This is a genomic window from Ancylobacter dichloromethanicus, assembly GCF_018390645.1.
GTDB classification, from domain to species: domain Bacteria; phylum Pseudomonadota; class Alphaproteobacteria; order Rhizobiales; family Xanthobacteraceae; genus Ancylobacter; species Ancylobacter dichloromethanicus.
This window is the reverse complement of the sequence record NZ_JAHBGC010000052.1, coordinates 83833-106006: the sequence shown is the minus strand read 5'-3', so window position 1 is coordinate 106006 and position 22174 is coordinate 83833. Positions and strand designations below refer to the sequence as shown.

At 68.9% G+C, this 22174-nt stretch carries 18 protein-coding genes and 1 pseudogene; 14 read left to right on the top strand and 5 right to left on the bottom strand.

Features of this window, described 5'->3' with window-relative positions; genetic code table 11:
- The first annotated feature begins 52 nt into the window (after positions 1–52).
- From KHC23_RS21620 to KHC23_RS21595, 6 genes are read left to right on the top strand one after another with little or no spacing between them, the layout of a single operon-like run.
- Complete coding sequence (locus tag KHC23_RS21620) at positions 53–1159, top strand: AbrB family transcriptional regulator (protein WP_246544847.1); 1107 nt, start codon at positions 53–55, stop codon at positions 1157–1159.
- Positions 1143–1937: an SDR family oxidoreductase gene (locus tag KHC23_RS21615; RefSeq protein WP_213375656.1), complete on the top strand. Its 795-nt coding sequence runs from the start codon at positions 1143–1145 to the stop codon at positions 1935–1937. The genes KHC23_RS21620 and KHC23_RS21615 overlap by 17 nt, the downstream gene beginning before the upstream one ends.
- Before the next feature lie 11 nt (positions 1938–1948).
- On the top strand, positions 1949–3316 hold the full coding sequence (locus KHC23_RS21610; RefSeq protein WP_213375654.1) for an MmgE/PrpD family protein: 1368 nt from the start codon (positions 1949–1951) through the stop codon (positions 3314–3316).
- A gap of 10 nt (positions 3317–3326) precedes the next feature.
- A complete protein-coding gene (locus KHC23_RS21605; RefSeq protein WP_213375652.1) occupies positions 3327–4424 on the top strand; it encodes an isocitrate/isopropylmalate dehydrogenase family protein in 1098 nt (365 codons plus the stop codon).
- Positions 4411–5517 (top strand): tartrate dehydrogenase, encoded by a 1107-nt coding sequence (locus KHC23_RS21600; protein WP_213375650.1) that lies wholly within the window; start codon positions 4411–4413, stop codon positions 5515–5517. The genes KHC23_RS21605 and KHC23_RS21600 overlap by 14 nt, the downstream gene beginning before the upstream one ends.
- A gap of 42 nt (positions 5518–5559) precedes the next feature.
- Positions 5560–6261, top strand: a complete 702-nt coding sequence (locus KHC23_RS21595) for an FCD domain-containing protein (RefSeq protein ID WP_213375649.1) — start codon at positions 5560–5562, stop codon at positions 6259–6261.
- 73 nt (positions 6262–6334) lie between these two features.
- On the opposite strand, the gene KHC23_RS21590 is transcribed toward KHC23_RS21595, so the two are convergent.
- A complete protein-coding gene (locus KHC23_RS21590) occupies positions 6335–7363 on the bottom strand; it encodes a PdxA family dehydrogenase (protein ID WP_213375647.1) in 1029 nt (342 codons plus the stop codon).
- Positions 7364–7367: 4 nt separating this feature from the next.
- Positions 7368–8105, bottom strand: a complete 738-nt coding sequence (locus tag KHC23_RS21585; protein WP_213375645.1) for an FCD domain-containing protein — start codon at positions 8103–8105, stop codon at positions 7368–7370.
- A 307-nt stretch (positions 8106–8412) separates the two neighbouring features.
- Here KHC23_RS21585 and KHC23_RS21580 point away from each other — a divergent pair, with 307 nt between their 5' ends.
- Both KHC23_RS21580 and KHC23_RS21575 read left to right on the top strand, forming a co-directional pair.
- Positions 8413–9483: a tartrate dehydrogenase gene (locus KHC23_RS21580; protein WP_213375643.1), complete on the top strand. Its 1071-nt coding sequence runs from the start codon at positions 8413–8415 to the stop codon at positions 9481–9483.
- Positions 9484–9511: 28 nt separating this feature from the next.
- Positions 9512–10939 carry an MmgE/PrpD family protein gene (locus KHC23_RS21575; protein WP_213375642.1) on the top strand — a complete coding sequence of 476 codons (1428 nt, stop codon included), beginning with the start codon at positions 9512–9514 and terminating at the stop codon, positions 10937–10939.
- Positions 10940–10994: 55 nt separating this feature from the next.
- On the opposite strand, the gene yghU is transcribed toward KHC23_RS21575, so the two are convergent.
- Positions 10995–11873, bottom strand: coding sequence for a glutathione-dependent disulfide-bond oxidoreductase (gene yghU, locus KHC23_RS21570; protein ID WP_213375640.1), 879 nt, complete (start codon positions 11871–11873; stop codon positions 10995–10997).
- On the opposite strand from yghU, the pseudogene KHC23_RS24940 reads away from it, so the two are divergent.
- Positions 11769–13303: pseudogene (locus tag KHC23_RS24940) on the top strand (chloride channel protein); the annotation flags it as partial. The gene yghU and the pseudogene KHC23_RS24940 overlap by 105 nt on opposite strands.
- The gene (locus KHC23_RS24935) at positions 13295–13861 is read left to right on the top strand and encodes a CBS domain-containing protein (protein WP_373878486.1); all 567 of its coding nucleotides are present in this window, start codon (positions 13295–13297) and stop codon (positions 13859–13861) included. The pseudogene KHC23_RS24940 and the gene KHC23_RS24935, both read left to right, overlap by 9 nt.
- Positions 13862–13867: 6 nt before the next feature.
- On the opposite strand, the gene KHC23_RS21560 is transcribed toward KHC23_RS24935, so the two are convergent.
- Positions 13868–15286: a helix-turn-helix domain-containing protein gene (locus tag KHC23_RS21560; protein ID WP_213375638.1), complete on the bottom strand. Its 1419-nt coding sequence runs from the start codon at positions 15284–15286 to the stop codon at positions 13868–13870.
- A gap of 144 nt (positions 15287–15430) precedes the next feature.
- On the opposite strand from KHC23_RS21560, the gene KHC23_RS21555 reads away from it, so the two are divergent.
- From KHC23_RS21555 to KHC23_RS21545, 3 genes are all read left to right on the top strand, one after another.
- The gene (locus tag KHC23_RS21555) at positions 15431–15682 is read left to right on the top strand and encodes a hypothetical protein (protein ID WP_213375636.1); all 252 of its coding nucleotides are present in this window, start codon (positions 15431–15433) and stop codon (positions 15680–15682) included.
- 152 nt (positions 15683–15834) lie between these two features.
- Positions 15835–17133 (top strand): isocitrate lyase, encoded by a 1299-nt coding sequence (gene aceA, locus KHC23_RS21550; protein ID WP_213375634.1) that lies wholly within the window; start codon positions 15835–15837, stop codon positions 17131–17133.
- A gap of 297 nt (positions 17134–17430) precedes the next feature.
- Positions 17431–19605: a malate synthase G gene (locus KHC23_RS21545; RefSeq protein WP_213375632.1), complete on the top strand. Its 2175-nt coding sequence runs from the start codon at positions 17431–17433 to the stop codon at positions 19603–19605.
- A 77-nt stretch (positions 19606–19682) separates the two neighbouring features.
- On the opposite strand, the gene KHC23_RS21540 is transcribed toward KHC23_RS21545, so the two are convergent.
- Positions 19683–20294, bottom strand: coding sequence for a nitroreductase family protein (locus tag KHC23_RS21540; RefSeq protein WP_213375630.1), 612 nt, complete (start codon positions 20292–20294; stop codon positions 19683–19685).
- 182 nt (positions 20295–20476) lie between these two features.
- Between KHC23_RS21540 and KHC23_RS21535 the strand changes: the two genes are divergently transcribed.
- Positions 20477–20797 (top strand): GNAT family N-acetyltransferase, encoded by a 321-nt coding sequence (locus KHC23_RS21535; RefSeq protein WP_213375628.1) that lies wholly within the window; start codon positions 20477–20479, stop codon positions 20795–20797.
- Positions 20798–22174 lie beyond the last annotated feature (1377 nt).

Below are 22174 nucleotides of genomic sequence, written 5' to 3'. Positions count from 1 at the left end.
GGAGAGAGGGCGCGGCCGGGGGTGCCGGCGTCGCGGTCCGGGTGGCCGGCTGATGGCCGAAATTCCGGAAGAATCCACGCCGCCGCGCTGGCTTCGTGCCTCGCGGCTGCATGGCGGGCTGCGCGTTCTCGCCACCTATGCCATCGCCGCTGCCGCCGGCTATGCCGCCTCGCTCATCCACATGCCGCTGCCCTGGATGCTGGGGCCGCTGTTCGTGTGCGGCGTGCTCAACGTCTCCGGCGCGCCGTTGCAGGCCGGGCCGCATCTGCGCGAGATCGGGCAGGTCATCGTCGGCCTCGCCATCGGCATGCGCTTCACCCCGCATCTGCTGCTCGCCTCCTTGCAGCTTCTGCCGGCGATGCTGGTGGCGACACTCTACATCATCGTCGCCACCTTCATCGGCGCGCTGATCATGCGGCCGCTGGCGCGCATCGACCCGACAACCGCGTTCTTCGCCACCGCCGCCGGCGGCATGGCGGACATGGCGGTGGTGGCGGCGGCGCGGGGCGGCGACACCAGCGCGGTCTCCATCGTCCACGCGCTGCGGGTGACCACGGTGGTCAGCATCGTGCCGTTCATGGTGTTCGCCTTCGGCGAGGCCGGCACGGTCTACACGGCGGACCCCGCCACCTCGCACGATCTACTGCTGCTGGGCCTCGGCCTCGTCGTCGCCTATCTCGGCGCGCATGCGCTGCGCCCGACCCCAATCCCCAACCCCTGGCTGCTCGGTTCGCTGCTGCCCAGCGCGGTGCTGGGCGCGTCGGGCCTGCTCAATGTCGCAGTGCCGGGCGCCCTCATCGTCGCGGCGCAGGTAATGATCGGCGTCTGGCTGAGCATGCGCTTCCGGCGCGACCTGTTCGTGCGCCTGCCGCGCGTCGCCGCCTCCGGGCTGCTGGTCGGGGTGCTGCTGATCTTCGCCGCCGCCATCGGCGCGGAGGTACTCTCGCTCGCCACCGGCCTGCCACTGACCACCAGCTTCCTCGCCCTGGCCCCGGCCGCGATCACCGAAATGGTGCTGACCGCCAAGGCCATGCACGCCGACGCCGAACTCGTCACCGCCTTCCACATCGTCCGCATCGCGGTAATCGCCTCGACCATCCTGCTGGTGTTCCGCGTCTACCGCTTCGTGCTGAGGAGCCATTATGAATCTGGGATTTGACGGGCGCCGCGCCATCATCGTCGGCGGCAGCTACGGCATCGGCGAGGCTACCGCCGAGATCCTGCTGCGCGAGGGCGCGCACGTCGTCATCGCCTCGCGCAGCCGCGACAATCTGGAAGCCGCCAGCGCCCGCCTGATGCAGGCGAGCGGCCGCACCCCCGAAATATTCGTCGCCGATGTGGTGAAGGACGCTGCCTCGGCCACAGCGCTGATGGACGAGGCCGACGCCCGCTGGGGCGCGCTCGATATCCTCGTCAGCGCCGTCGGCGGCAGCGTGCGGGCCGATTTCGATACGCTGAGCGACGAGGACTGGCTGGCCAGCTACCAGTTCAATGTGCTCTCCACCGTGCGCACCATCCGCGCCGGCCTGCCGCTGCTGGCGGCGGGGAACGCCCCGGCCGTCGTCACCCTGGGGGCGGCGGCGGCGAAGATGCCCTATGCCCACCAGATCATGACCAACGTCCACAAGGCCGGCCTGCTCGGCCTGGTCAAGACTCTGGCGCTGGAACTCGGCGAGAAGGGTATCCGCATCAACGCGGTCAGCCCGGGCCGCACCAAGACCCCGCTCTGGCTCACCCGCGCCAGCCGCATGGCGGCCGAGCGCGGGGTGCCGGTGGAGGAGATCTTCGCCGGGTTTTCCGAGGAGATCCCGCTCAAGCGTTTCGCCGAGCCGGCCGAGATCGCGGTCATGGTCGCCTGGCTCGCCAGCCCCCTCGCCAGCTACGTCACCGGCCAGTCCATCAATGTCGACGGCGGCATCGCGCGCGGCCTCGTCTAAAGGAGAACAGAATGTCCACCACAGACGTCACCCGACGGCTTGCCTCATGGATCGTGGGATGCCGGCCCGATGACATCCCCGCCGCGGTGCGCGAGGAAGGCGTGCGCACCTTTTTCAACTGGGTCGGCTGCGCCGTCGGCGGCGCCCGCCACGAGACGGTGGATTGCGCGCTGGCCGGCATCTCGCCATTCGCCGGCAAGCCGCAGGCGGGCGTGCTGGGGCGCGGCGAGCGGCTCGATGTGCCGAACGCGGCGCTGATCAACGGCATCTCCTCGCATGTGCTCGATTATGACGACACCCATCTGAAGACCATCATCCACCCGGCCGGCCCGGTCGCCTCCGCTTTGCTGGCGGCGGCCGAGTATCAGCCGATGTCCGGCCGCGATTTCCTCAACGCGCTGATCGTCGGCGTCGAAGTGGAATGCCGCATCGGCAACAGCGTCTATCCCGAGCATTACGACCGCGGCTGGCACATCACCGGCACGGTGGGGGTGTTCGGCGCTGCCGCCGCCGTCGGCCACATGCTGAAGCTGAACGAGCAGCAGATGAGCTGGGCGCTCGGCATCGCCGCGACGCAGGCCTCGGGCCTGCGCGAGATGTTCGGCACCATGTGCAAGAGCCTGCATCCCGGCGTCGCCGCCCGCAACGGCGCGCTCGCCGCCTTCCTCGCCAAGGCCGGCTTCGACAGCTCGCTGCGGGCGATCGAGGCGCCGCGCGGCTTCGCCCATGTGCTGTCCACCAAGCAGGATTACAACGAGATCCTCGGCGGGCTCGGCGAGACGTGGGAAGCCGGGCTCAATTCCTACAAGCCCTTCGCCTGCGGCATCGTCATTCACCCCACCATCGACGGCTGCCAGCAGTTGCGCGAGGAACTGGGCGAGGCCGTCAACACCATCGCCGCCGTGCGCCTGCGCACCCATCCGCTGGTGCTGGAACTGACCGGCAAGCGCGCGCCGAAGACCGGGCTGGAGACCAAGTTCAGCGTGTTCCACGCCGCCGCCTGCGCCCTGCTGCGCGGCGACGGCTCGCCCACCGCCTTCACCGACGAGGCTGCCAACGCGCCGGAACTGATCGCGCTGCGCGACAAGGTCTCCGCCACCTCCGACACCTCCATCCACGAGGCCTCGGTGGTGATCGAAGTCGAGTTCGCGGATGGCCGCGTGATCGAGAAGGTGATCGAGCGCGCCATCGGCAGCCATGACAAGCCGCTGAGCAACGAACATCTCGCGCGCAAATTCGCCCACCAGTCGGCGCTCGTCGTCGGCGACGAGGTGACGGCGCGGCTGATGGCGCTGTGCTGGCGCCTGCCGGAACTCGGCGATGTCGGCGAGATCGCCCGCGCCTCGGTGCCGGCCGGCCTGCGCGACGCGGCCGAGTGAGGGGGCTATCATGACCACGCACCCGCCGCTTCGTATCGGCGTCCTCAACGGCGACGATATCGGCCATGAGATCGTGCCTGCCGCCCACGCCATCGCGGCGGCAGCGGCGCAGGCCTGCGGCCTCGCCATCGACTGGCGGCCGATGCCGCTCGGCCGCAAGGCGCTGGACGAACTCGGCCACACCATGCCGCCGGGCACGCTGGAGACGCTCGGCACGCTCGACGGCTTCATCCTCGGCCCGATCGGCCATCAGGCCTATCCGAAGGTGCCGGAGGCGATCAACCCGCACCCGATCCTGCGCAAGAGCTTCGACCTGTTCGCCAATGTGCGCCCCACCCGCTCCTATCCCGCGCTGGGCTGCCTCTATGACGACATCGACCTCGTCATCGTGCGCGAGAACAATGAGGGCTTCCAGCCGGACCGCAATGTGGTGGCCGGCTCGGGCGAGTTCCGCCCCACCCACGACACCACCATCTCGGTGCGCGTGATCACCCGCGAGGGCAGCCGCAAGGTCGCCCGCGCCGCCTTCGAGATCGCCCGCGCGCGCAAGAAGCGCCTGACCGTGGTGCACAAGAACACGGTGTTCAAGCTCGGCTGCGGCATGTTCGTGGAGGAGTGCTACGAGGCCGGCAAGGAATTCCCCGATGTCGCCATCGAGGAAGTGATCGTCGACACCTTCGCGATGAAGCTGGTGCGCGAGCCGCAGCGCTTCGACGTGGTCGTCACGACAAACATGTTCGGCGACATCCTCACCGACGAGGCGGCCGGGCTGGTCGGCGGGCTCGGCATGGCGCCGGGCCTGTGCATCGGGCGCGGCGACATCGCTATGGCGCAGGCGACCCACGGCTCAGCGCCGGACATCGCCGGCAAGGGGCTGGCCAACCCCTATGCGATGATCGAATCGACCCGGATGCTGATCGAATGGCTGGGCCGCCGGCGCGGCATTCCCGCCGCCGGGCAGGCAGCCGCGCGGATGAAGGCCGGCATCGACGCGGCGCTGGCCGACCCCGCCACCCGCACTCCGGACATTCGCGGCACCGGCACCCAGGCCGACATGGTCAACGCCATTCTTGGATTCATGGAGAACCACGCTCATGCGGCGGCATAAAATCGCGCTCATTCCCGGAGACGGCATCGGCTCCGACGTCATCACTGCCGGCCGCGAGGTGCTCGACGCGCTCGCGGGCGCCGATGGCGGCTTCGGCTTCGACTTCGAGAGCTTCGACTGGGGCTCGGACCGCTACCGCCGCACCGGCAAGATGATGCCGGATGACGGCGTCGACACGCTGCGCGGCTTCGACGCCATCTATTTCGGCGCCGTCGGCGACCCTGAGATTCCGGACCACATCACGCTGTGGGAACTGCGCCTCGCCATCTGCCAGGGGCTGGACCAATACGCCAATGTGCGGCCCTCGCGGCTCCTGCCGAACATCACCGGCCCGCTGCGGCCGGAACTCGGCCGCGACATCGACTGGGTGATCGTGCGCGAGAACAGCGAAGGCGAATATGCCGGTGCCGGCGGACGGGCGCATCGCGGCCTGCCGATCGAGGTCGGCCTCGACGTCTCGGTGTTCACCCGCGCCGGCATCGAGCGGGTGTGCCGCTTCGCCTGCGAACTCGCCATGTCGCGCCCGCGCAAGAAGCTCACCGTCGTCACCAAGTCCAACGCCCAGCGCCACGGCATGGTGCTGTGGGACGAGGTGTGCCGGTGCGTCATAAAGGACTTCCCCGCGCTCGACGTGGACTGGATGCTGGTCGACGCCATGACCATGCGCCTCGTGCTGCGGCCGGGCACGGTCGACACGGTGCTCGCCACCAACCTGCACGCCGACGTGCTCTCCGACCTCGCCTCGGCGCTGAGCGGCAGCCTTGGCATCGGCGCCACCGCCAACCTGGCGCCGGACCGCTCCACCCCCTCCATGTTCGAGCCGATCCACGGCTCCGGTTTCGACCTGATCGGCAAGGGCATCGCCAACCCGATCGGCGCGTTCTGGAGCGCGGTGATGATGCTGGAGCACCTGGGAGAAGCGCAGGCCGCCGCCCGGCTGATGGCCGCCATCGAGCAGGTGACGGCGGAAGGCGTCGCGCTGACGCCCGATCTCGGCGGCACGGCGCGGACGGGAGAGGTGACGGCAGCCGTTATCGGCATCCTTCAACGTCAAAGTGTCGCAGAAGCCGGCACAACCCGCAGCGTGGCGTAGAAACTGGAAGCGCTCCAACGCAAAACTGTTTACAATCGACGGATGAGCATCATCAGCGATTCCGCTCCCCTGAGCGATCTGTCCGTTGTGAAGAGCGTCTCGCTGACGAGCGCGCTGGAGAAGGAACTCGAGCGCCTCATTCTGACCGGCGAGCTGGAGCCGGGTGTGCGGATCAACGAGATTCACCTCTCGAACCGCTTCGGCACCAGCCGCGGCCCGATCCGCGAGGCGACGCGCAGCCTTGAGGCCAAGGGGCTGGTCGAAGTGGTGCGCAATCGCGGCGTCTTCGTCCGGCGGCTGTCGGTGGAAGACGCCGTCGAGATCTATGACGTGCGCGCCGCGCTTTTCGGCCAGGCCGGCCGCCTGCTGGCCGAGCGGATGACCGACGGGCTACTGGCCGAGCTGACCCGCATGGTCGACGAGATGGACGCGGTCGCCGAGCGCGGCAGCTTCGACGAATATTACCCGCTCAATCTCGGCTTTCACAATCTCATCGTCAGCTCGTGCGGCAACCGCACGCTCCTGGCCGAGTACCACCGCTTCGTCAACAAGCTGCACCTGTTCCGCGCCCGCGCGCTGGTGCAGGGCGGCGGCCTCGCCGTGTCGAACCGCGAGCACCGGGCGATGCTGGAAGCGCTGGCCTCCGGCGACGGCGACCGGGCGCAGATGACGCACTGGCGCCATGTGGCGCTGGCCAAGCGCCGGCTCATCGCCGCCGTGGACGGTCACGCGCGCAACGATTGAAGGCGCCGGCGCTCATTGCGCGCGGCCAGGCTCCCTCTCCCCGTGGGGAGAGGGAAGTCGTGAGGCGCGCCTCTCACGCGGCGGCGGCGCGGGCCTCGATCTTGCGGGCGGCGACCCGGGCGGCGAGGCGCACGGCGGACCGGAAGGCGCCGATATCGGCCACGCCCTTGCCGACGATGTCGAATGCCGTGCCATGCGCCGGGGTGGTGAACACCACCTCCAGCCCGGCGGTGATGGTCACCCCCTTGTTGAAGCCCTTGAGCTTGGTCGCGATCTGGCCCTGGTCGTGATACATCGCCAGCACGCTGTCATAGGCGCCGGAAAATGCCTTGAGATAGACCGTGTCCGACGGGAACGGCCCCTCGCAGGCGATGCCCTCCTTGGCCATCGCCTCCACCGCCGGGCGGATGATCTCGATCTCCTCGGTGCCGAACAGCCCGCCCTCGCCACCATGCGGGTTGAGCGCCGCTACCGCGATGCGGGGATGGGCGATGCCGGCCTTGCGCATGGTCTCGTCGGCAAGGCGCAGCGCGCCGCAGACGCTGTCGAACGTCACCTGGTCGAGCGCGGTGCGCAGCGAGACGTGCGAGGTCACGCGCGTCATCCACTGGCCCTCCAGCACGTTCATCTCGCTGAACGGGCCCTTGTGGTCGAGCAGATGGGCGAACATCTTGTGCTCGTCCGGGAAGCGCCAGCCCCCCTTGAACATGGCCTGCTTGTTGAGCGGGGCGAAGCACACGCCGTCCACCTCCCCCGCCTTGGCGAAGTCGATGGCGCGCGCGAGCGTGTCGCCGGTCAGCCGGCCGGAATCGGGATTGGCGACGCCGAGCGCGAAGGCGGCCGGGTCGGTATTGCCGAGATCGACCAGCGGAATGCCCGGCACGCTCCAGTCCACCGCCGCCGGCGAGGCGTAGCGGCGCAAGTCGAGCGTCACGCCGGCATGGCGCGCGCCCATTTCCAGCACCCGCGCATCGCCCACCACCACCAGCCGCGCCACCTCGGCTTGTCCGCCTTCACTGAGCAGGCGGGCGGTCTGTTCGGGGCCGATGCCGGTGCAGTCGCCGGGCGTGAGGGCGAGGACGGGGAGCGGGAGCGAGGTCATGGGTCTACCTGTCTTTTGAGCGTAAATGGCGTGGATCGAGCGGGCCGCGCCGCGCATCGGTGGCGCTGTCATCCTCCAGCGTGCGCAGGAAGCGCGCCTTGCCGGCGAGGATGTGCCGCTCCAGCAGCCGCGCGGCGGCGGTGCAGTCGCCCTGGCGCAGCGCGTCGAGGATGGCCTTGTGCTCGTCATTGGATGTGCGCATCGAGCCCGGCAGCACCAGGCCGCGGCGGCGGAACAGGTGCAGTTCCGCCTCCAGCAGCGGGTACAGCTCGATCAGCTTGTCATTGTCCGAGGCAACGACCACCTGGCGGTGAAACTCGTTGTTGAGCGTGTAGAAAGTGGCGATGTCGGGCGCCTCGATGGCCGCGTCCATCTCGCCGATCAGTTCTTCGAGCCCGCGCAACTGCACCGTGGTGACGATCGCGGCGGCGAGCCGGCCGGCGGTGCCGAACAGCCCGGCGCGGATGTCGTAGAGGTCGAGCGCCTCCTTGGTGGAGACCTCGCGGACGAAAAAGCCGCGGTTGAGTTCGCTGCGCAGCAGGCCGATCTGCTCCAGCGCCCGGCACGCCTCGCGCACCGGGCCACGGCTGATGCCGAGCCGCAGCGCCAGCGTGCTCTCGTTCACCCGGGTGCCGCCGGTGAGTTCGCCGGTGCCGATCATGCGCTCGATCTCGCGCTGGATCAGTGGCACGAAAGAGGCGGTGCGCGGAGTGCGGGCGGGGTTTGCGGCGCGGCGAAGCATGACGCCATCTGGGGCGGAAAATCGCCAATTGTCAACAATGCGCCAAAATGAACCGACCCAAACGCCTCAATCACGGCGAAACGCGGTAGCTTCGGCAAATGGGGCGAACGCGGCTGAAAACAGCGCAAATGGCATTACTATATCGCGAAAATGCGCGTATTCAGGCGCCTTTCGCGTGGATATTCCGCCGGGGCAGGGTTCATCCGCCGGGCTCTTATCTCCAAAAATTGTTGACAGTTCGTGGCCGCTTGAACACTGTCGCCTCGGCAAGCGTTGCGGTGCCGCCGCCCGACATCCAGGAGTTCCCATGACGACATATTCCATAGCGGTCATTCCCGGCGACGGGATCGGCAACGAGGTGGTGCCGGAGGCGCAGCGCGTTCTGGAGGCGGCGAGCCGCATCGGCGGCTTCTCCTTCGACTGGACCCATTACGACTGGAGCTGCGAGCGCTTCGCCAAGACCGGGGCGATGATGCCGGCCGACGGCCTCGACCAGATCCGCGGCAAGGACTCCATCTTCCTCGGCGCCGTCGGCTTTCCCGGCGTGCCGGACCATGTCTCGCTCTGGGGCCTGCTGATCCCGATCCGCCGCAGCTTCCAGCAATATGTGAACCTGCGCCCGGTGAAGCTGCTTGCCGGCGTCGAGAGCCCGCTCAAGGGCCGCGAGGCCGGCTCGATCGACTTCTACGTCGTGCGCGAGAACAATGAGGGCGAGTATTCCTCCATTGGCGGCCGGCTCTATGAGGGGCTGGAGGACGAGCTGGTAATGCAGCAGTCCATCTTCACCCGCCGCGGCTGCGACCGGGTGATGCGCTACGCCTTCGAACTGGCCAAGGGCCGCAAGCAGCACGTCACGTCCGCCACCAAGTCCAACGGCATCAGCCACACCATGCCGTACTGGGACGAGCGCTTCGCGGCGATCTCGACGGAGTATCCGGGCTTCACCACCGACCAGTACCATATCGACATCCTCACCGCGCATTTCGTGCGCAACCCGGACTGGTTCGACGTAGTGGTCGCCTCGAACCTGTTCGGCGACATTCTGTCCGATCTCGGTCCGGCCGTGGTCGGCTCGATCGGCATCGCGCCCGGCGGCAACATCAATCCCGAGAAGGACTACCCCTCCATGTTCGAGCCGGTGCACGGCTCGGCGCCGGACATTGCCGGCAAGGGCGTGGCCAACCCCATCGGCCAGATCTGGTCGGGGGCAATGATGCTGCGCCATCTCGGCGAAGAGGCCACCGCCAGCGCCATCGAGCAGGCGATCGAGGATGTGCTGGCCCGCCGCGACAGCCTGACCCGCGATCTCGGCGGCACCGCCGGCACCCGCGAACTCACCGACGCCATCATCGGCGCCCTGCCCTCCTCGGCGGCCTGAGCGCCCGACAACAACAGGAAACGTCCCCATGACGCTGCACCAGACCAACCCCGCCCAGGCCCAACCGGTCGTCGAGGGGCTCACCCACGAGGTGGCGGAATTCGTCGTCGGCACCTCCTATGCCGACCTGCCGGCCGAAGTGGTCGAACTCGGCAAGAAGTCGATCCTCGACGGCATCGGCCTCGCTCTGTCCGGCTCGGTGGCCAAGAGCGGCGAGCATATCCAGGCCTATCTCAAAGGCCTCGGCATCAACGAAGGCCCGGCCACGGTCATCGGCACCTCGCTCAAGGTGCCGACGCGCTTCGCCGCCTTCGCCAATGGCGTCGGCATCCACGCCGACGATTACGACGACACCCAGCTCGCCGTCGCCAAGGACCGGGTCTATGGCCTGCTCACCCACCCGACCGCGCCCGCCCTGCCGGCCGCGCTGGCCGTGGCCGAGGCGGATGGCCGCTCGGGCCCCGACATGATGCTGGCCTATCATCTGGGCGTCGAGGTCGAGTGCAAGATCGCCGAGGCGATCAACCCGCGCCATTACCAGCACGGCTTCCACGCCACCGCGACCTGCGGCACCTATGCCGCCGCCGCCGCCGCCGGCAAGCTCAAGGGGCTGGATGCCGAGCAGATGGTGCGTGCCTTCGGCTGCGCCGGCAGCCAGTCGGCGGGGCTGCGGGAGAATTTCGGCACCATGATGAAGCCCTTCCACGCCGGCCGCTCGTCGGAAAGCGGCGTGGTGGCGGCAGACTTCGCGGCGCTGGGCTGGACCACCACCGACAAGATACTGGAGGCGCCGCGCGGCTTCTTCCAGGCGGCGGGCGGCGGCTTCGACCCCACCGCCATCGTCGGCAAGCTCGGCCAGCCCTGGACCTTCGCCTTCCCCGGCGTGTCGATCAAGCCGCACCCGTCGGGCTCGCTCACCCATCCCGGCATGACCAAGATGCTGGAGCTGATCCGCACCCATTCGATCAGGGCGGAGGATGTCGAGCGGGTCGATGTCGGCACCAACCAGAACATGCCGAACGCGCTGATCCACCACCGGCCGAAGAACGAGCTTCAGGCCAAGTTCTCGATGGAATTCTGCATGGCCATCCTGCTGCTCGACGGGCGCGGCAGCCTGCCGGAATTCACCGACGAGACGGTGGAGCGGGCCGACGTCAAGGCGGTGATCGAACGGGTCAACTTCCATGTCCACCCGGAGGCCGAGGCCGCCGGCTACGACAAGATGACCACCATCATCGACATCCACATGAAGGACGGGCGCACCCTTTCCGGCCGCTCCGACTTCGGCAAGGGCAGCCCCGCCAACCCGATGAGCTATGACGAGGCGGCCGACAAGTTCCGCGGCTGCGCCGAATTCGCCCGATGGGACAAGGCCAAGACCGAGGCTATCGTCGAGACGGTGCGCCGGCTGGAGCAGGTGGGCGACATTCGCGAACTCACCCGCCTCTGCGCCTGACGCCCTTCACCCGACGGCAAGGGCGCCCCGAGGGGCGCCCTTTTTCGCTCAAGCCTCAGCCCGCCTTCTCCAGCTTGTCCTGCGTGCGGGTGTCGAAGTCGCTCGCCTCGTGGCGCTCGCGCAACTGCTCGGAGGGCGCGCCGCTCGTGCGGTTGACGATGCGCCCGCGCTTGACCGCCGGCCGGGCGGAAACCGCGTCAGCCCAGCGCAGCACGTTGGTATATTCGTGCGTGGAGAGGAACTCGGCGGAATCGCCATAGGCCCCGCCCTTCACCAGCAGACCATACCAGGGAAACACCGCGATGTCGGCGATGGTGTAGTCGTCGCCGGCGAGATAGGCGCTCTCGGCCAGCCGCCGGTCGAGCACGTCGAGCTGGCGCTTCACCTCCATGGCGAAGCGGTCGATGGCGTATTCGATCTTGATCGGCGCATAGGCGTAGAAATGGCCGAAGCCGCCGCCGAGATAAGGCGCGCTGCCCATCTGCCAGAACAGCCAGGACAGGCACGCGGCGCGTCCGGCCGGATCGGTCGGCAGGAAGGCGCCGAACTTCTCCGCGAGATGGAGCAGGATGGCGCCGGATTCGAACACGCGGATGGGCTTTTCGCCCGAGCGGTCCATGAGCGCGGGGATCTTCGAGTTCGGGTTCACCTCCACGAAGCCGGAGCCGAACTGGTCGCCCTCGCCGATATTGATCAGCCAGGCGTCATATTCCGCGCCTTCAAGGCCAAGCGCGAGCAACTCCTCCAGCAGGATCGTCACCTTCTGCCCGTTCGGCGTGCCCAGCGAATAGAGCTGGAGCGGATGCCGGCCGATCGGCAGTTCCTTTTCATGGGTCGGCCCGGCCGTGGGGCGGTTGATGTTGGCGAAGGCGCCGCCATTGGCCTTGTTCCAGACCCATACCTTGGGCGGCGTATAGTCGGTCGTTGCGGACATTCACGAAAACTCCAAGCGCTAAGGGCGGCGCGCTCCCGAAGGGGCACCGCCGAATCCAGGTTGGTTCGGACGGACTTTACCCGCCTCGCCGCGCCGATCACGGCGCCCGGCCATCACTTCCCCGCGACGCTCCCCAGCGTAAAGGGGGCCGCAGGCCCGTTGCGTGCGGCGGCGTCCTTGCCTAGTGAAGACGGGTCCCGAAAGAGCGGCCCCGTGAACACCGATTCCCCTGCCGGCGAAGAGCGACTGACCCGTGGACTGCGCCGTCTGGTGCGGGCCAGCGAGCTCGGCATCGCCGCGCTGGCGGCGGTGGTGGGGGTGATCGCCGGCCTGGTGGTGGTTGCCATGAACCTCGCCTGGCAGGGGCTGCACGAACTGATCTTCCGTATACCGACCGGCACGCATCTGTCGGTCTCGACCGGACTTTCGCCGGCGCTGGTGCTGCTCGGGCCGGTGCTCGGCGGCCTCGCATTCGGGCTCTGCGTGCGGGCCTTCCTGCGCACCGGCGCCAACCCGCCGGTCGACCCGATCGAGGCCAATGCGCTGCATGGCGGGCGGATGTCGCTACGCGACAGCGTCGTGGTGGCGCTTCAGACCCTTTTCTCCAGCGGGGTGGGCGCCTCGGTAGGGCTGGAGGCCGGCTATACCCAGGCGGCGGCCGGGCTGGCCTCGCGGATCGGCCGGATGTTCCATGTGCGCCGGGCGGATCTGCGGCTGCTGGTCGGCTGCGGCGCCGGCGCGGCCATCGGCGCCGCCTTCAACGCGCCGCTGATGGGCGCATTCTACGGCTTCGAGCTGGTGCTCGGCACCTATGCCATCCCCGCTTTCGTGCCGATGATGACGGCGACCTTCACCGCCGCCCTCACCCAGCAGATGCTGGCGCCGCAGCACCATCTGGCGCTGCCGGCGATCGACGCGCCGGGGCTCGTCGACGTGCCGGCGGTGCTGCTGCTCGGGCTGCTCTGCGCGCTGGTCGGCATCGCGGTGATGCGCGGGGCGACGCTGGTGGAAGCCGGCTTCCGGCGCTCGCACCTGCCGGTCTGGCTGCGCCCCGCGGCGGGGGGCTGATCGTCGGCGCCCTCGCGCTGTGGAACCCGACCGTGCTGTCGGCCGGCCATGGCGCGGTCTACCATTATCTCGGCGCCGACACACCGCTGGCCATCGCCGTCCTGCTGCTGGTGGCGAAGGTGACGGCGTCCTCGGTCTCCATCGGCGCCGGCTTCCGCGGCGGCCTGTTCTTCGCCTCGCTGCTGATGGGCGTTCTCGCCGGGCGCGTCTATGCCGCCGGGCTGGAATTGCTGGCACCCACCGTGCTGCCCGGCCTCGTGCCCTCGCATGCCTTCTATGCCCTCATCGGCATGAGCGCGCTGGCGGTGGCCGTGGTCGGCGGGCCGATGACGATGACGCTGCTGGCGCTGGAGATGACCGGCGACCTCGAACTGACGCTGGCGGTGCTGGCGGCGGCGGGCACCGCCTCGCTGGTCACACGGCGGCTGTTCGGCTTCTCCTTCGCCACCTGGCGCTTTCACCTGCGCGGCGAGAACATTCGCGGCGCACACGATATCGGCTGGCTGCGCGAACTCACCGTGGCCATGCTGATGCGCCACGAGGTGCCGCTGCTCGACATCCAAACGCCTCTCGCCGACGCCCGCCGGCGCTACCCGCCCGGCGCCACCGCCTATCTCGTCGCCACCGAGAACGGCCGCTATGCCGGCATGATCCCGCCGGGCGCCCTCGCCGAGACCGCCGAGGGCGAGCCCCTCGCCTCGTTGCGTCCGCTGCTGCGGCTCACCGAGACCCGCCTGCTGCCGACCGCCACCATCCGCGAGGCGCTCGACCTGTTCGAGCGGAGCGAAGCCGACGCGCTCGCCGTCACCCTGCCGGACGGGCAGGTGGTCGGCGTGCTCAGCGAGGCGCATGCGGTCAAGCGCTACAGCGACGAGATGGGCCGCCGGCTCAGCGAGGTGACCGGCGAGAGGCTCGACTGAGCCCCGTTACAGCCCCCGCCGCGCCGGGGCGTAGAAGCTCTCCGACATGTCGATCTCGTTCAGCGTGAAGCGGTGGTCGGTCGGCGGCTGGGCGCGCTGCTCGCAGTCGAGCCGCGGGCAGATGCGGCAGCCGACGCCGATCGGCACGGTCTGCGAGGGGTCGGCGAGGTTCATGCCGTCGGAATAGACCATCTGGTGGGCATGGCTGATGTGGCAACCGAGCCCGATGGACAAATGCCGGCGCGGCGCATTGTGCCGGTGGCCGCCCTTGGTGATCGACTTGGCGATGCAGAAATAGCGCTGGCCCTCCGGCATCTGGCTGAGCTGCACATTGATCCGCTCGGGATGGAAGAAGGCGGCATAGACGTTCCAGCGCGGGCAGGCGCCGGAATGGCGGGAAATGTGGATTCCCGACAGCGAGAAACGCTTGGAGATGTTGCCGGCGATGTCGGTGCGCACAAGGTGCAGCGGGATGCCCGCCCGCCCCGGCCGCTGCAGCGTCGTCATGCGGTGGCAGACCTGCTCGAAGCTGGTGCGGAAGCGGCGCTGGATGCGCTCGATGTCGTAGCGCGTCTCCTGGCAGGCAGCGAGGAACGGCTCATAGGGCATCACCAGCGCCGAGGCGAAATAGCTGGCGAGCGCGTTGCGAGTCACGACCGGGGCGTCGGCGGGCAGGTTGGCGGCGGCGATCAGTTCGTCGATCTGGCGCGAGGCGGCGAGCAGGCCGAGCTGGTGGGCGACCACAAACAGCGCCGATTCCGGCGGCAGCACCTCGGCGGTGATGAGTTCGTGCGCGCCCGCGTCGAAGCGCCGGGCGATGCCGGCCGGCAGCGAGGCGGAGCGCCAGTTGAGCCCGAACACGTTGGCGAGATAGGTCTTCAACCCGTATTCGAACGAATCCGAGGCGAAGTCGATATCGCGCCTTATGCGCTCGGCTTCCGCCTCCAGAGTGGGGAAGTAATTGGCGTTGTCCTGGATGAAATCGGACACCGCGTCGGTCGCCGGGTGATAGCCGCCCTCGCCTTCCAGCGTGCCGGTGGCGCCGGTGCGGTGCGCCTCGCGCAGCGTCTTGAACTGGTCGTAGAGCCGCACCACGGCGCGCCCGACCGCCGGATTGGAGGCGGCGAGGTCGCGTATGTCCTGGTTGGTCAGCGCGTTCTCGGCGAACAGCTCGTCGCTGAAAAGCTCCATCATGTCGCCGACGAGGCGGGATTCGTCGTTCTCCACCAGCTCGCCCGGCTCGATGCCGAAATAGCCGGCCAGCTTCATCAGCAGCGGCACGGTGATGCGCCGGCGATTATGCTCGATCAGGTTGAGATAGCTTGCGGAAATCCCCAGCGCGGTGGCGAGGTCCGCCTGCGAGATGCGCCTGCCCCGGCGCAGCCGCTGCACCCGGCTGCCAATGCGCGGTTCGCTGGCCAGCATGGCCTCGTCCTTTGCTCGATTTACAAAACCGACCCGTAAACTTTACAAGTCTTATCAGCTTAACACACTCAAATCACTATATTTCTTGCCATTCGATGTCGAGTGTTAAATCTTTACACCAGCACTTCGAAGGGAGGAATTGACATGAGCGCGCCCCACCACACGCCCGCCACCACCGGCGAGGACGAGTTTGTCACCATCATCGGCGGCGATGCCGAGGAAATCGGCCAGGTCTTCCAGGCGGAAGGACTGGCCGCCAAGGACTTCACCATCGTCCACCGCATCGGCCGCCACCGCATCGCCATGGCGCCGGGCCAGCAGGACATGAGCGCGCTGGTCGGCGCCCTCATCGGCGGGCGGCTGGTGGCGGCCACCTACACACGCCGCGCACGGTAGCGCGATGGCCGCACGACCCCGCTTCAGGCCGCCGCGCCTGGCATCGCCGCACGTCGACGACGCACGTGGCGGCCCGGCCGGCGCGGGCGCCGACACCTCCTCGGCCCCCGCGCCGGCCTCCTCCACATCCATTTCAGCAGCAGGGAAGAACCATGCTGGACCAGCTCCGCACCACCACTCCCGACACCTTTCCGGCCCCGCACTGGGCGCCGGAGCGCTGGCGGGGCATTCACCGCAGCTACGCTCCCGCTGAGGTCGCCCGCCTCGCCGGCTCGCTGCGCATCGAGCACACGCTGGCCGCCAACGGCGCCCGCCGGCTGTGGGACCTGCTGCAGACGCAGGATTTCGTGCCGACCATGGGCACCTATACCGGCATCCAGGCGGTGCAGCAGGTGAAGGCCGGGCTGGAGGCGATCTACCTTTCCGGCTGGCAGGTGGCGGCGGACGGCAATTCGGCCGGCGACATGTACCCCGACCAGAGCCTCTATCCGGTCGACAGCGTCCCCGCCGTGGTCCGGCGCATCAACAAGGCGCTGATGCGCGCCGACCAGATCCAGACCATGGAGCGCGCCGATGGCGCAGGCGGGCCCGAGCTCGACTATTTCGTGCCGATCATCGCCGATGCCGAGGCCGGCTTCGGCGGCCAGCTCAACGCCTATGAGCTGACCAAGGCGCTGATCGAGGCCGGCGCGGCGGCGGTGCATTTCGAGGACCAGCTCGCGTCGGAGAAGAAGTGCGGCCATCTCGGCGGCAAGGTGCTGGTGCCCACCCGCCAGTTCGTGCGCACGCTCAATGCCGCCCGGCTCGCCGCCGACGTGCTCGGCGTGCCGACCGTGATCATGGCCCGCACCGATGCGGAATCGGCGCGGCTGATCACCTCGGACATCGACGAGCTGGACCGGCCCTTCATCACCGGCGAGCGCACGCAGGAAGGCTTCTACCGCTACAATGGCGGCTTCGAGGCCGGCATCGCCCGCGCCATCGCCTATGCCCCCTATGCCGACCTGCTCTGGTGCGAAACCTCGACGCCGAGCCTCGACGACGCCCGGCGCTTCGCCGAGGGCGTGCACCGGGTCCATCCGGGCAAGATGCTGGCCTATAACTGCTCGCCTTCGTTCAACTGGGCCAAGCACATGGACAAGGCGCAGATGAAGACCTTCCAGCGCGAGCTGGGGGCGATGGGCTACAAGTACCAGTTCATCACCCTGGCCGGCTTCCACAACCAGTGCTTCACCACCTTCGAGCTGGCGCGGCGCTACCGGGAGGACGGCATGGCTGCCTATTCCGAGCTGCAGCAGCGCGAATTCGCGGCGGAAGCGCAGGGCTTCACCGCCACGCGCCACCAGCGCGAGGTCGGCACCAGCTACTTCGATGCCATCGCTACCGTGCTCAGCGAAGGCATGAGCGCCACCACGGCGATGCAGGATTCGACCGAGACCGCCCAGTTCTGAGGGACGGCTCGCACCACTTGGTCATCCCGGGGCGGCGCTCGGCGCGCCCGCTCGGGGTCGGGGGAAAACCTCGCGCGGGTCCGGCGAAGGCCGGGCGGCCCGGGATGACTTTTTCAAGTCGCGCTGCACCGCAAACGCCTCACGAGGCCTTGAAAGACAAGGGGCACCCCCTTGCGACGCGGCGAACTCCGACTATGTGCGATGTTGCGCCGCACCCGGACTTTTGTTTATTGGGAAGCACAGCTGTGCCGGTCGCCTGCGGCGCACCGGCTTTCCGCTCGCGTGAAGGGACCCGTCATGAGCTATTCCGACGTCGCCGACCTGAAGGTGGATTCCGCCCTTGTCGACTTCATCAATAATGAAGCCATTCCGGGCACCGGGGTCGAGGCCGCCGCCTTCTGGGAGAGCTTCGCCGGGATCGTCCGCGATTTCGCCCCGCGCAACGCGGAACTGCTCGCCCGCCGCGACGAGTTGCAGGCGCAGATCGACGCCTGGCACCGCGCCCACCGCAACAAGCCGGTCGACCCTGTCGCCTATGAGGTCTTTCTCGCCGAGATCGGCTATCTGCTGCCCGAGCCGGAGCCGTTCGAGGTCGTCACCGCCAAGGTGGACGAGGAGCTCGCCCGCATTCCCGGTCCGCAGCTCGTGGTTCCGGTCACCAATGCCCGCTACGCGCTGAACGCGGCCAATGCCCGCTGGGGCAGCCTCTATGACGCGCTGTACGGCACCGATGCCCTGCCCGAAGACGGCGGCGCCTCGCGTTCCAACGGCTTTAACGCGGTGCGCGCCCAGCGCGTGATCGAGCGCGCCCGCGCCTTCCTCGACGAGAGCGTGCCGCTGGCCTCCGGCAGCCATGCCGATGCCGTTGGCTATCGCGTGGCCGATGGCGCGCTGGCGGTGGAGCTCTCCTCCGGCAGCCTTATCGGCCTCAAGGACCCCTCGCAGTTCGCGGGCTTCGCCGGCGAGGCCGAGGCGCCGTCCTCGGTGCTGCTGATCCATCACGGCCTGCATATCGACATCGTGGTCGACCGCGCCCACCGCATCGGCAAGACCGACCCGGCCGGCATCGCCGACATCGTCATCGAGGCGGCGGTGACCACCATCGTCGACTGCGAGGACAGCGTCGCGGCCGTGGATGCACAGGACAAGGTGCTGGTCTACCGCAACTGGCTCGGCCTGATGAAGGGCACGCTCAGCGCCCGCTTCGCCAAGGGCCGCGAGACGGTGGAGCGCAGCCTCGCCGCCGACCGCCGCTACACCTCGGCCACCGGCGGCGAGCTGACCCTGCACGGGCGCAGCCTGATGCTGGTGCGCAATGTCGGCCAGCACATGCTGACCGACGCCGTGCTCGACGCCCAGGGCCGGGAGATTCCCGAATCCATCCTCGACGCCGCCGTGACCACGCTGATCGCGCTGCACGACCTCAAGGGCAAGGGCGAGCTGCGCAACAGCCGCGCCGGCTCGGTCTATATCGTCAAGCCGAAGATGCACGGCCCGGAGGAAGTCGCGTTCGCCGTCGACCTGTTCGCCCGCGTCGAACAGCTTCTCGGGCTTGAGGCCAACACGCTGAAGATCGGCATCATGGACGAGGAGCGCCGCACCAGCGCCAACCTCTCCGCCTCGATCCGCGCCGCCCGCGAGCGCGTCGTCTTCATCAATACCGGCTTCCTCGACCGCACCGGCGACGAGATCCACACCTCGATGGAGGCGGGTCCGGTGGTGCGCAAGAACGAGATGAAGGCGCAGGTCTGGATCAAGGCCTATGAGGACAACAATGTCGATGCCGGCCTCGCCGCGCATCTCGACGGCCATGGCCAGATCGGCAAGGGCATGTGGGCGATGCCCGACCGCATGGCCGACATGATCGAGCAGAAGGTCGCCCACCCGCTGGCCGGCGCCAACACCGCCTGGGTGCCCTCGCCCACCGCCGCCACGCTGCACGCGCTGCACTACCACAAGGTGGACGTGTTCAAGCGCCAGGCCGAATTGCGCGACCGCAAGCGGGCCTCCCGCCGCGACCTGCTCACCATCCCCGTGGTCGACCGCGGCAATTGGGAGCCGGCGGCGGTGCAGGAGGAACTGGACAACAATATCCAGGGCATTCTCGGCTATGTCGTGCGTTGGGTGGACCAGGGGGTCGGCTGTTCCAAGGTGCCGGACATTCACGATGTCGGGCTGATGGAAGACCGCGCGACGCTGCGCATCTCCTCGCAGCACGTCGCCAACTGGCTGATGCACGGCGTGGTCACCGCCGAGCAGGTGGAAGAGACGCTGCGCCGCATGGCCAAGGTGGTCGACGGCCAGAACGCGGGCGACCCGGACTATGTGCCGATGGCCCCCGCCTATGACGGCTTCGCCTTCCGCGCCGCCCGCGACCTGATCTTCGAAGGCCGCGCGCAGCCCAATGGCTACACCGAATTCGTGCTCACCCGCCGCCGCCGCGAGGCCAAGCAGGCCCAGGCCGCCGCCTGATCCCCGTTCGAGGAAGCGCCAAAAAACGCCAGAGAGGAGGCCGTCCCGGGGACCCGGGGCGGCCTCTTCCATTTCATTCAGCGCGGCGGCGACCAGTGGGTGGTGATCGCCGACACATCCGGGCGCGGCCGGTCGGCGGGGGTCTCGGTGGCGGTGCCGATATGCAGGATGCCGGCGACGCGCTCGCCCTCAATGAGGCCGAGAATGGTCAGCGCCGCCCTGTGCGTCGCCGCCCATCCCGTCACCCAGATGGCGTCGAACCCCATCGCCGTCGCGCCGGTCAAAAGGTTCATGCACACCGCGCCGGCGGAAAGCTGCTGCTCGAAATCCGGGATCATGGTGCCGCCGACCGGCCGGCTCACCACCACCACCGCCAGCGGCGCGGGAAACAGCCGCCCCATGATGGCGGCGAATTTTTCCCGCTTTTCCGGCGCCATATCAGGGTTGTGGTCGCGATAGGCATCGGACAGAAGGGCCCCGATCGCGCCCCGCGCCGCACCTTCGATGACGATGAATCGCCACGGCGCCAGCATGGCGTGATCGGGCACCCGGGCGGCGATGGCCAGCAGGCGACGGGTCTGCGCCGCATCCGGCCCCGGCGCCTGAAGACCGGCGGCGGCGACCGAGCGGCGGGTCTCCAGAACGGCCAGCGTTTCGGGCAGCGGCGGACGGCGAGTGGACGGGGTCATGAGCGGTCTCTTCCCAGCGGATGGAGCTGCGCTATATCGGACACAGCCGATAAATTCACCCCGCACGACGGAACGGGGGGCGACGCTGCGCCCGTTTTGGTCGACAATATCCCAAGGCGCCCGCCCAATACGCCAAGCCGGCCTCCACGAATCCGAACCGGGCGCCCCCAAGGAGAAAAGCCATGAGCATGAACGGCGAAGTCCCGGTGCGGGACAACCGCGCTGCCGACCGCTTCGAGATCGAGCAGGACGGCCAGGTCGCCGTCGCGCAGTATATTCTCGCGGCCGACCACATCATCTTCACCCATACCGAAGTGCCGGCCGAACTCGGCGGGCGCGGCCTCGCCACCAAGCTGGTGGAGGCCGGCCTCGCCAGCGCCCGCGCGCGCGGCCTCGCCGTGGTGCCGCGCTGTTCGGTGTTCGGCCGCTACATGATGAAGCACCCCGAAACGCATGACCTGATGCCGGCGGAAATCCGCGCCACGCTCGGCCTGCCGAGCTGAGGCGTTCGGCCGGCAGGACGCCGCGCGCCGACACGGCGTGTGGGGAAAACCGCCGCCTCATACCGTTCGTTAACGCTGTGCGCCTAACCATATGGCACGGCCGAAACGGCGCCCTGCGCAGTTCGGCCGCAAGGCTCAACGGCAGCAGCGGTAAAGGTTCCAGCGTCCCATGCGTAACCCGGCGCGTCCCTCCGATCCGAATGCGGACAAGGCTTCCGAGTCGAAGGCGACCGCCCAGACTCATGTGTTCTCCCGTGCCAACCCGCAGGTGACGCACGCGCCACCGGCGTCGAAGGGGCCGAAGCTCCCTGCGCCGGTGGTGGCGCGCCCGCCCGCCGTGGCGCCGCAGCACGAGCTGGTGCCGAGCTGGCTGCAGCCCTTCACCATGCCGCCCAATACGCGCTTCACCCGCACGCCGGACTATCTGATGCGCCAGCCGCAGCCGGAGGCGTCCGCGCTGGAGCCGCCGGCCACCGCGACCGCGCTCGTGCCGCCACGCCCCTCGCAGACCCCGGTGCTGCGCGTGCCGCCGCGCAAGCCCCCGCTCGGCGCGGTGCCGAAGGCGCTGATCGTCGCCCATGCCCGCCGCGCGCTCTCGGCCCAGCCGGTGCCCGAGGCGCCGATGCCCGCACCCGCGACGCCTCCCGTTGCGGCGCCCGAGCCGATCCGCGCGGCCCGGCCGGTCTCCGCCATGACCCCGTTCGGCTGGACCCCGGACGAGCAGTTCACCGCCGCCAACGATGTGGCCGCGCACGATGTAGCCGCACATGATGTGGCGAATGTGTACGACCTCATCCCGCTGCAGGAAGGCGACTACGAGGAGGAGTTCCCCGAGGAAGAGCGCCTTCTCGCCGCCCGCTACGGCGCCGTGCGCACGGCGGCGGAGACGGCCGCGCCCGCACCGGCTGTCGAGACGCTGGCCGGGGACACATCCGCCTATGACGAGGACGACGATTTCGAGGACGAGGCTGACTTCGAGGAAGAGGCTGACTTCGACCCCCGGGCCGGCTTCGGGGATGAGACAGGCGTCGTGGAAGACCTGACGGTCGAAGCGTTCCGGACCGAAGCTGACGCCGACGACGGATTGGTCGAGGCCACGGCCGCCTCCGGCGCGGAAGACGCCTTCGTCGAGGACGTTCCCGCCGAGCCGGAGCCGTCGGCGGCCCCGCTGGGCGGCTTCTCCGGCTACAGCGTGACCCCGGCCGAGGTATCCTTCTCGTGGCCGATGTTCGGCATGGTCGCGGTGTCCACCGCACCGGCGGCGGTTCCCGCTGCCGCACCTGCTCCCACACCCGCGCCGCCGCCCCTGGCAGCGGCCGGGCCCGTGGCGGCACCCGCCGCCGCGCCGGCGCCCCGCGCCGCCCGTCCCGCCCCGCG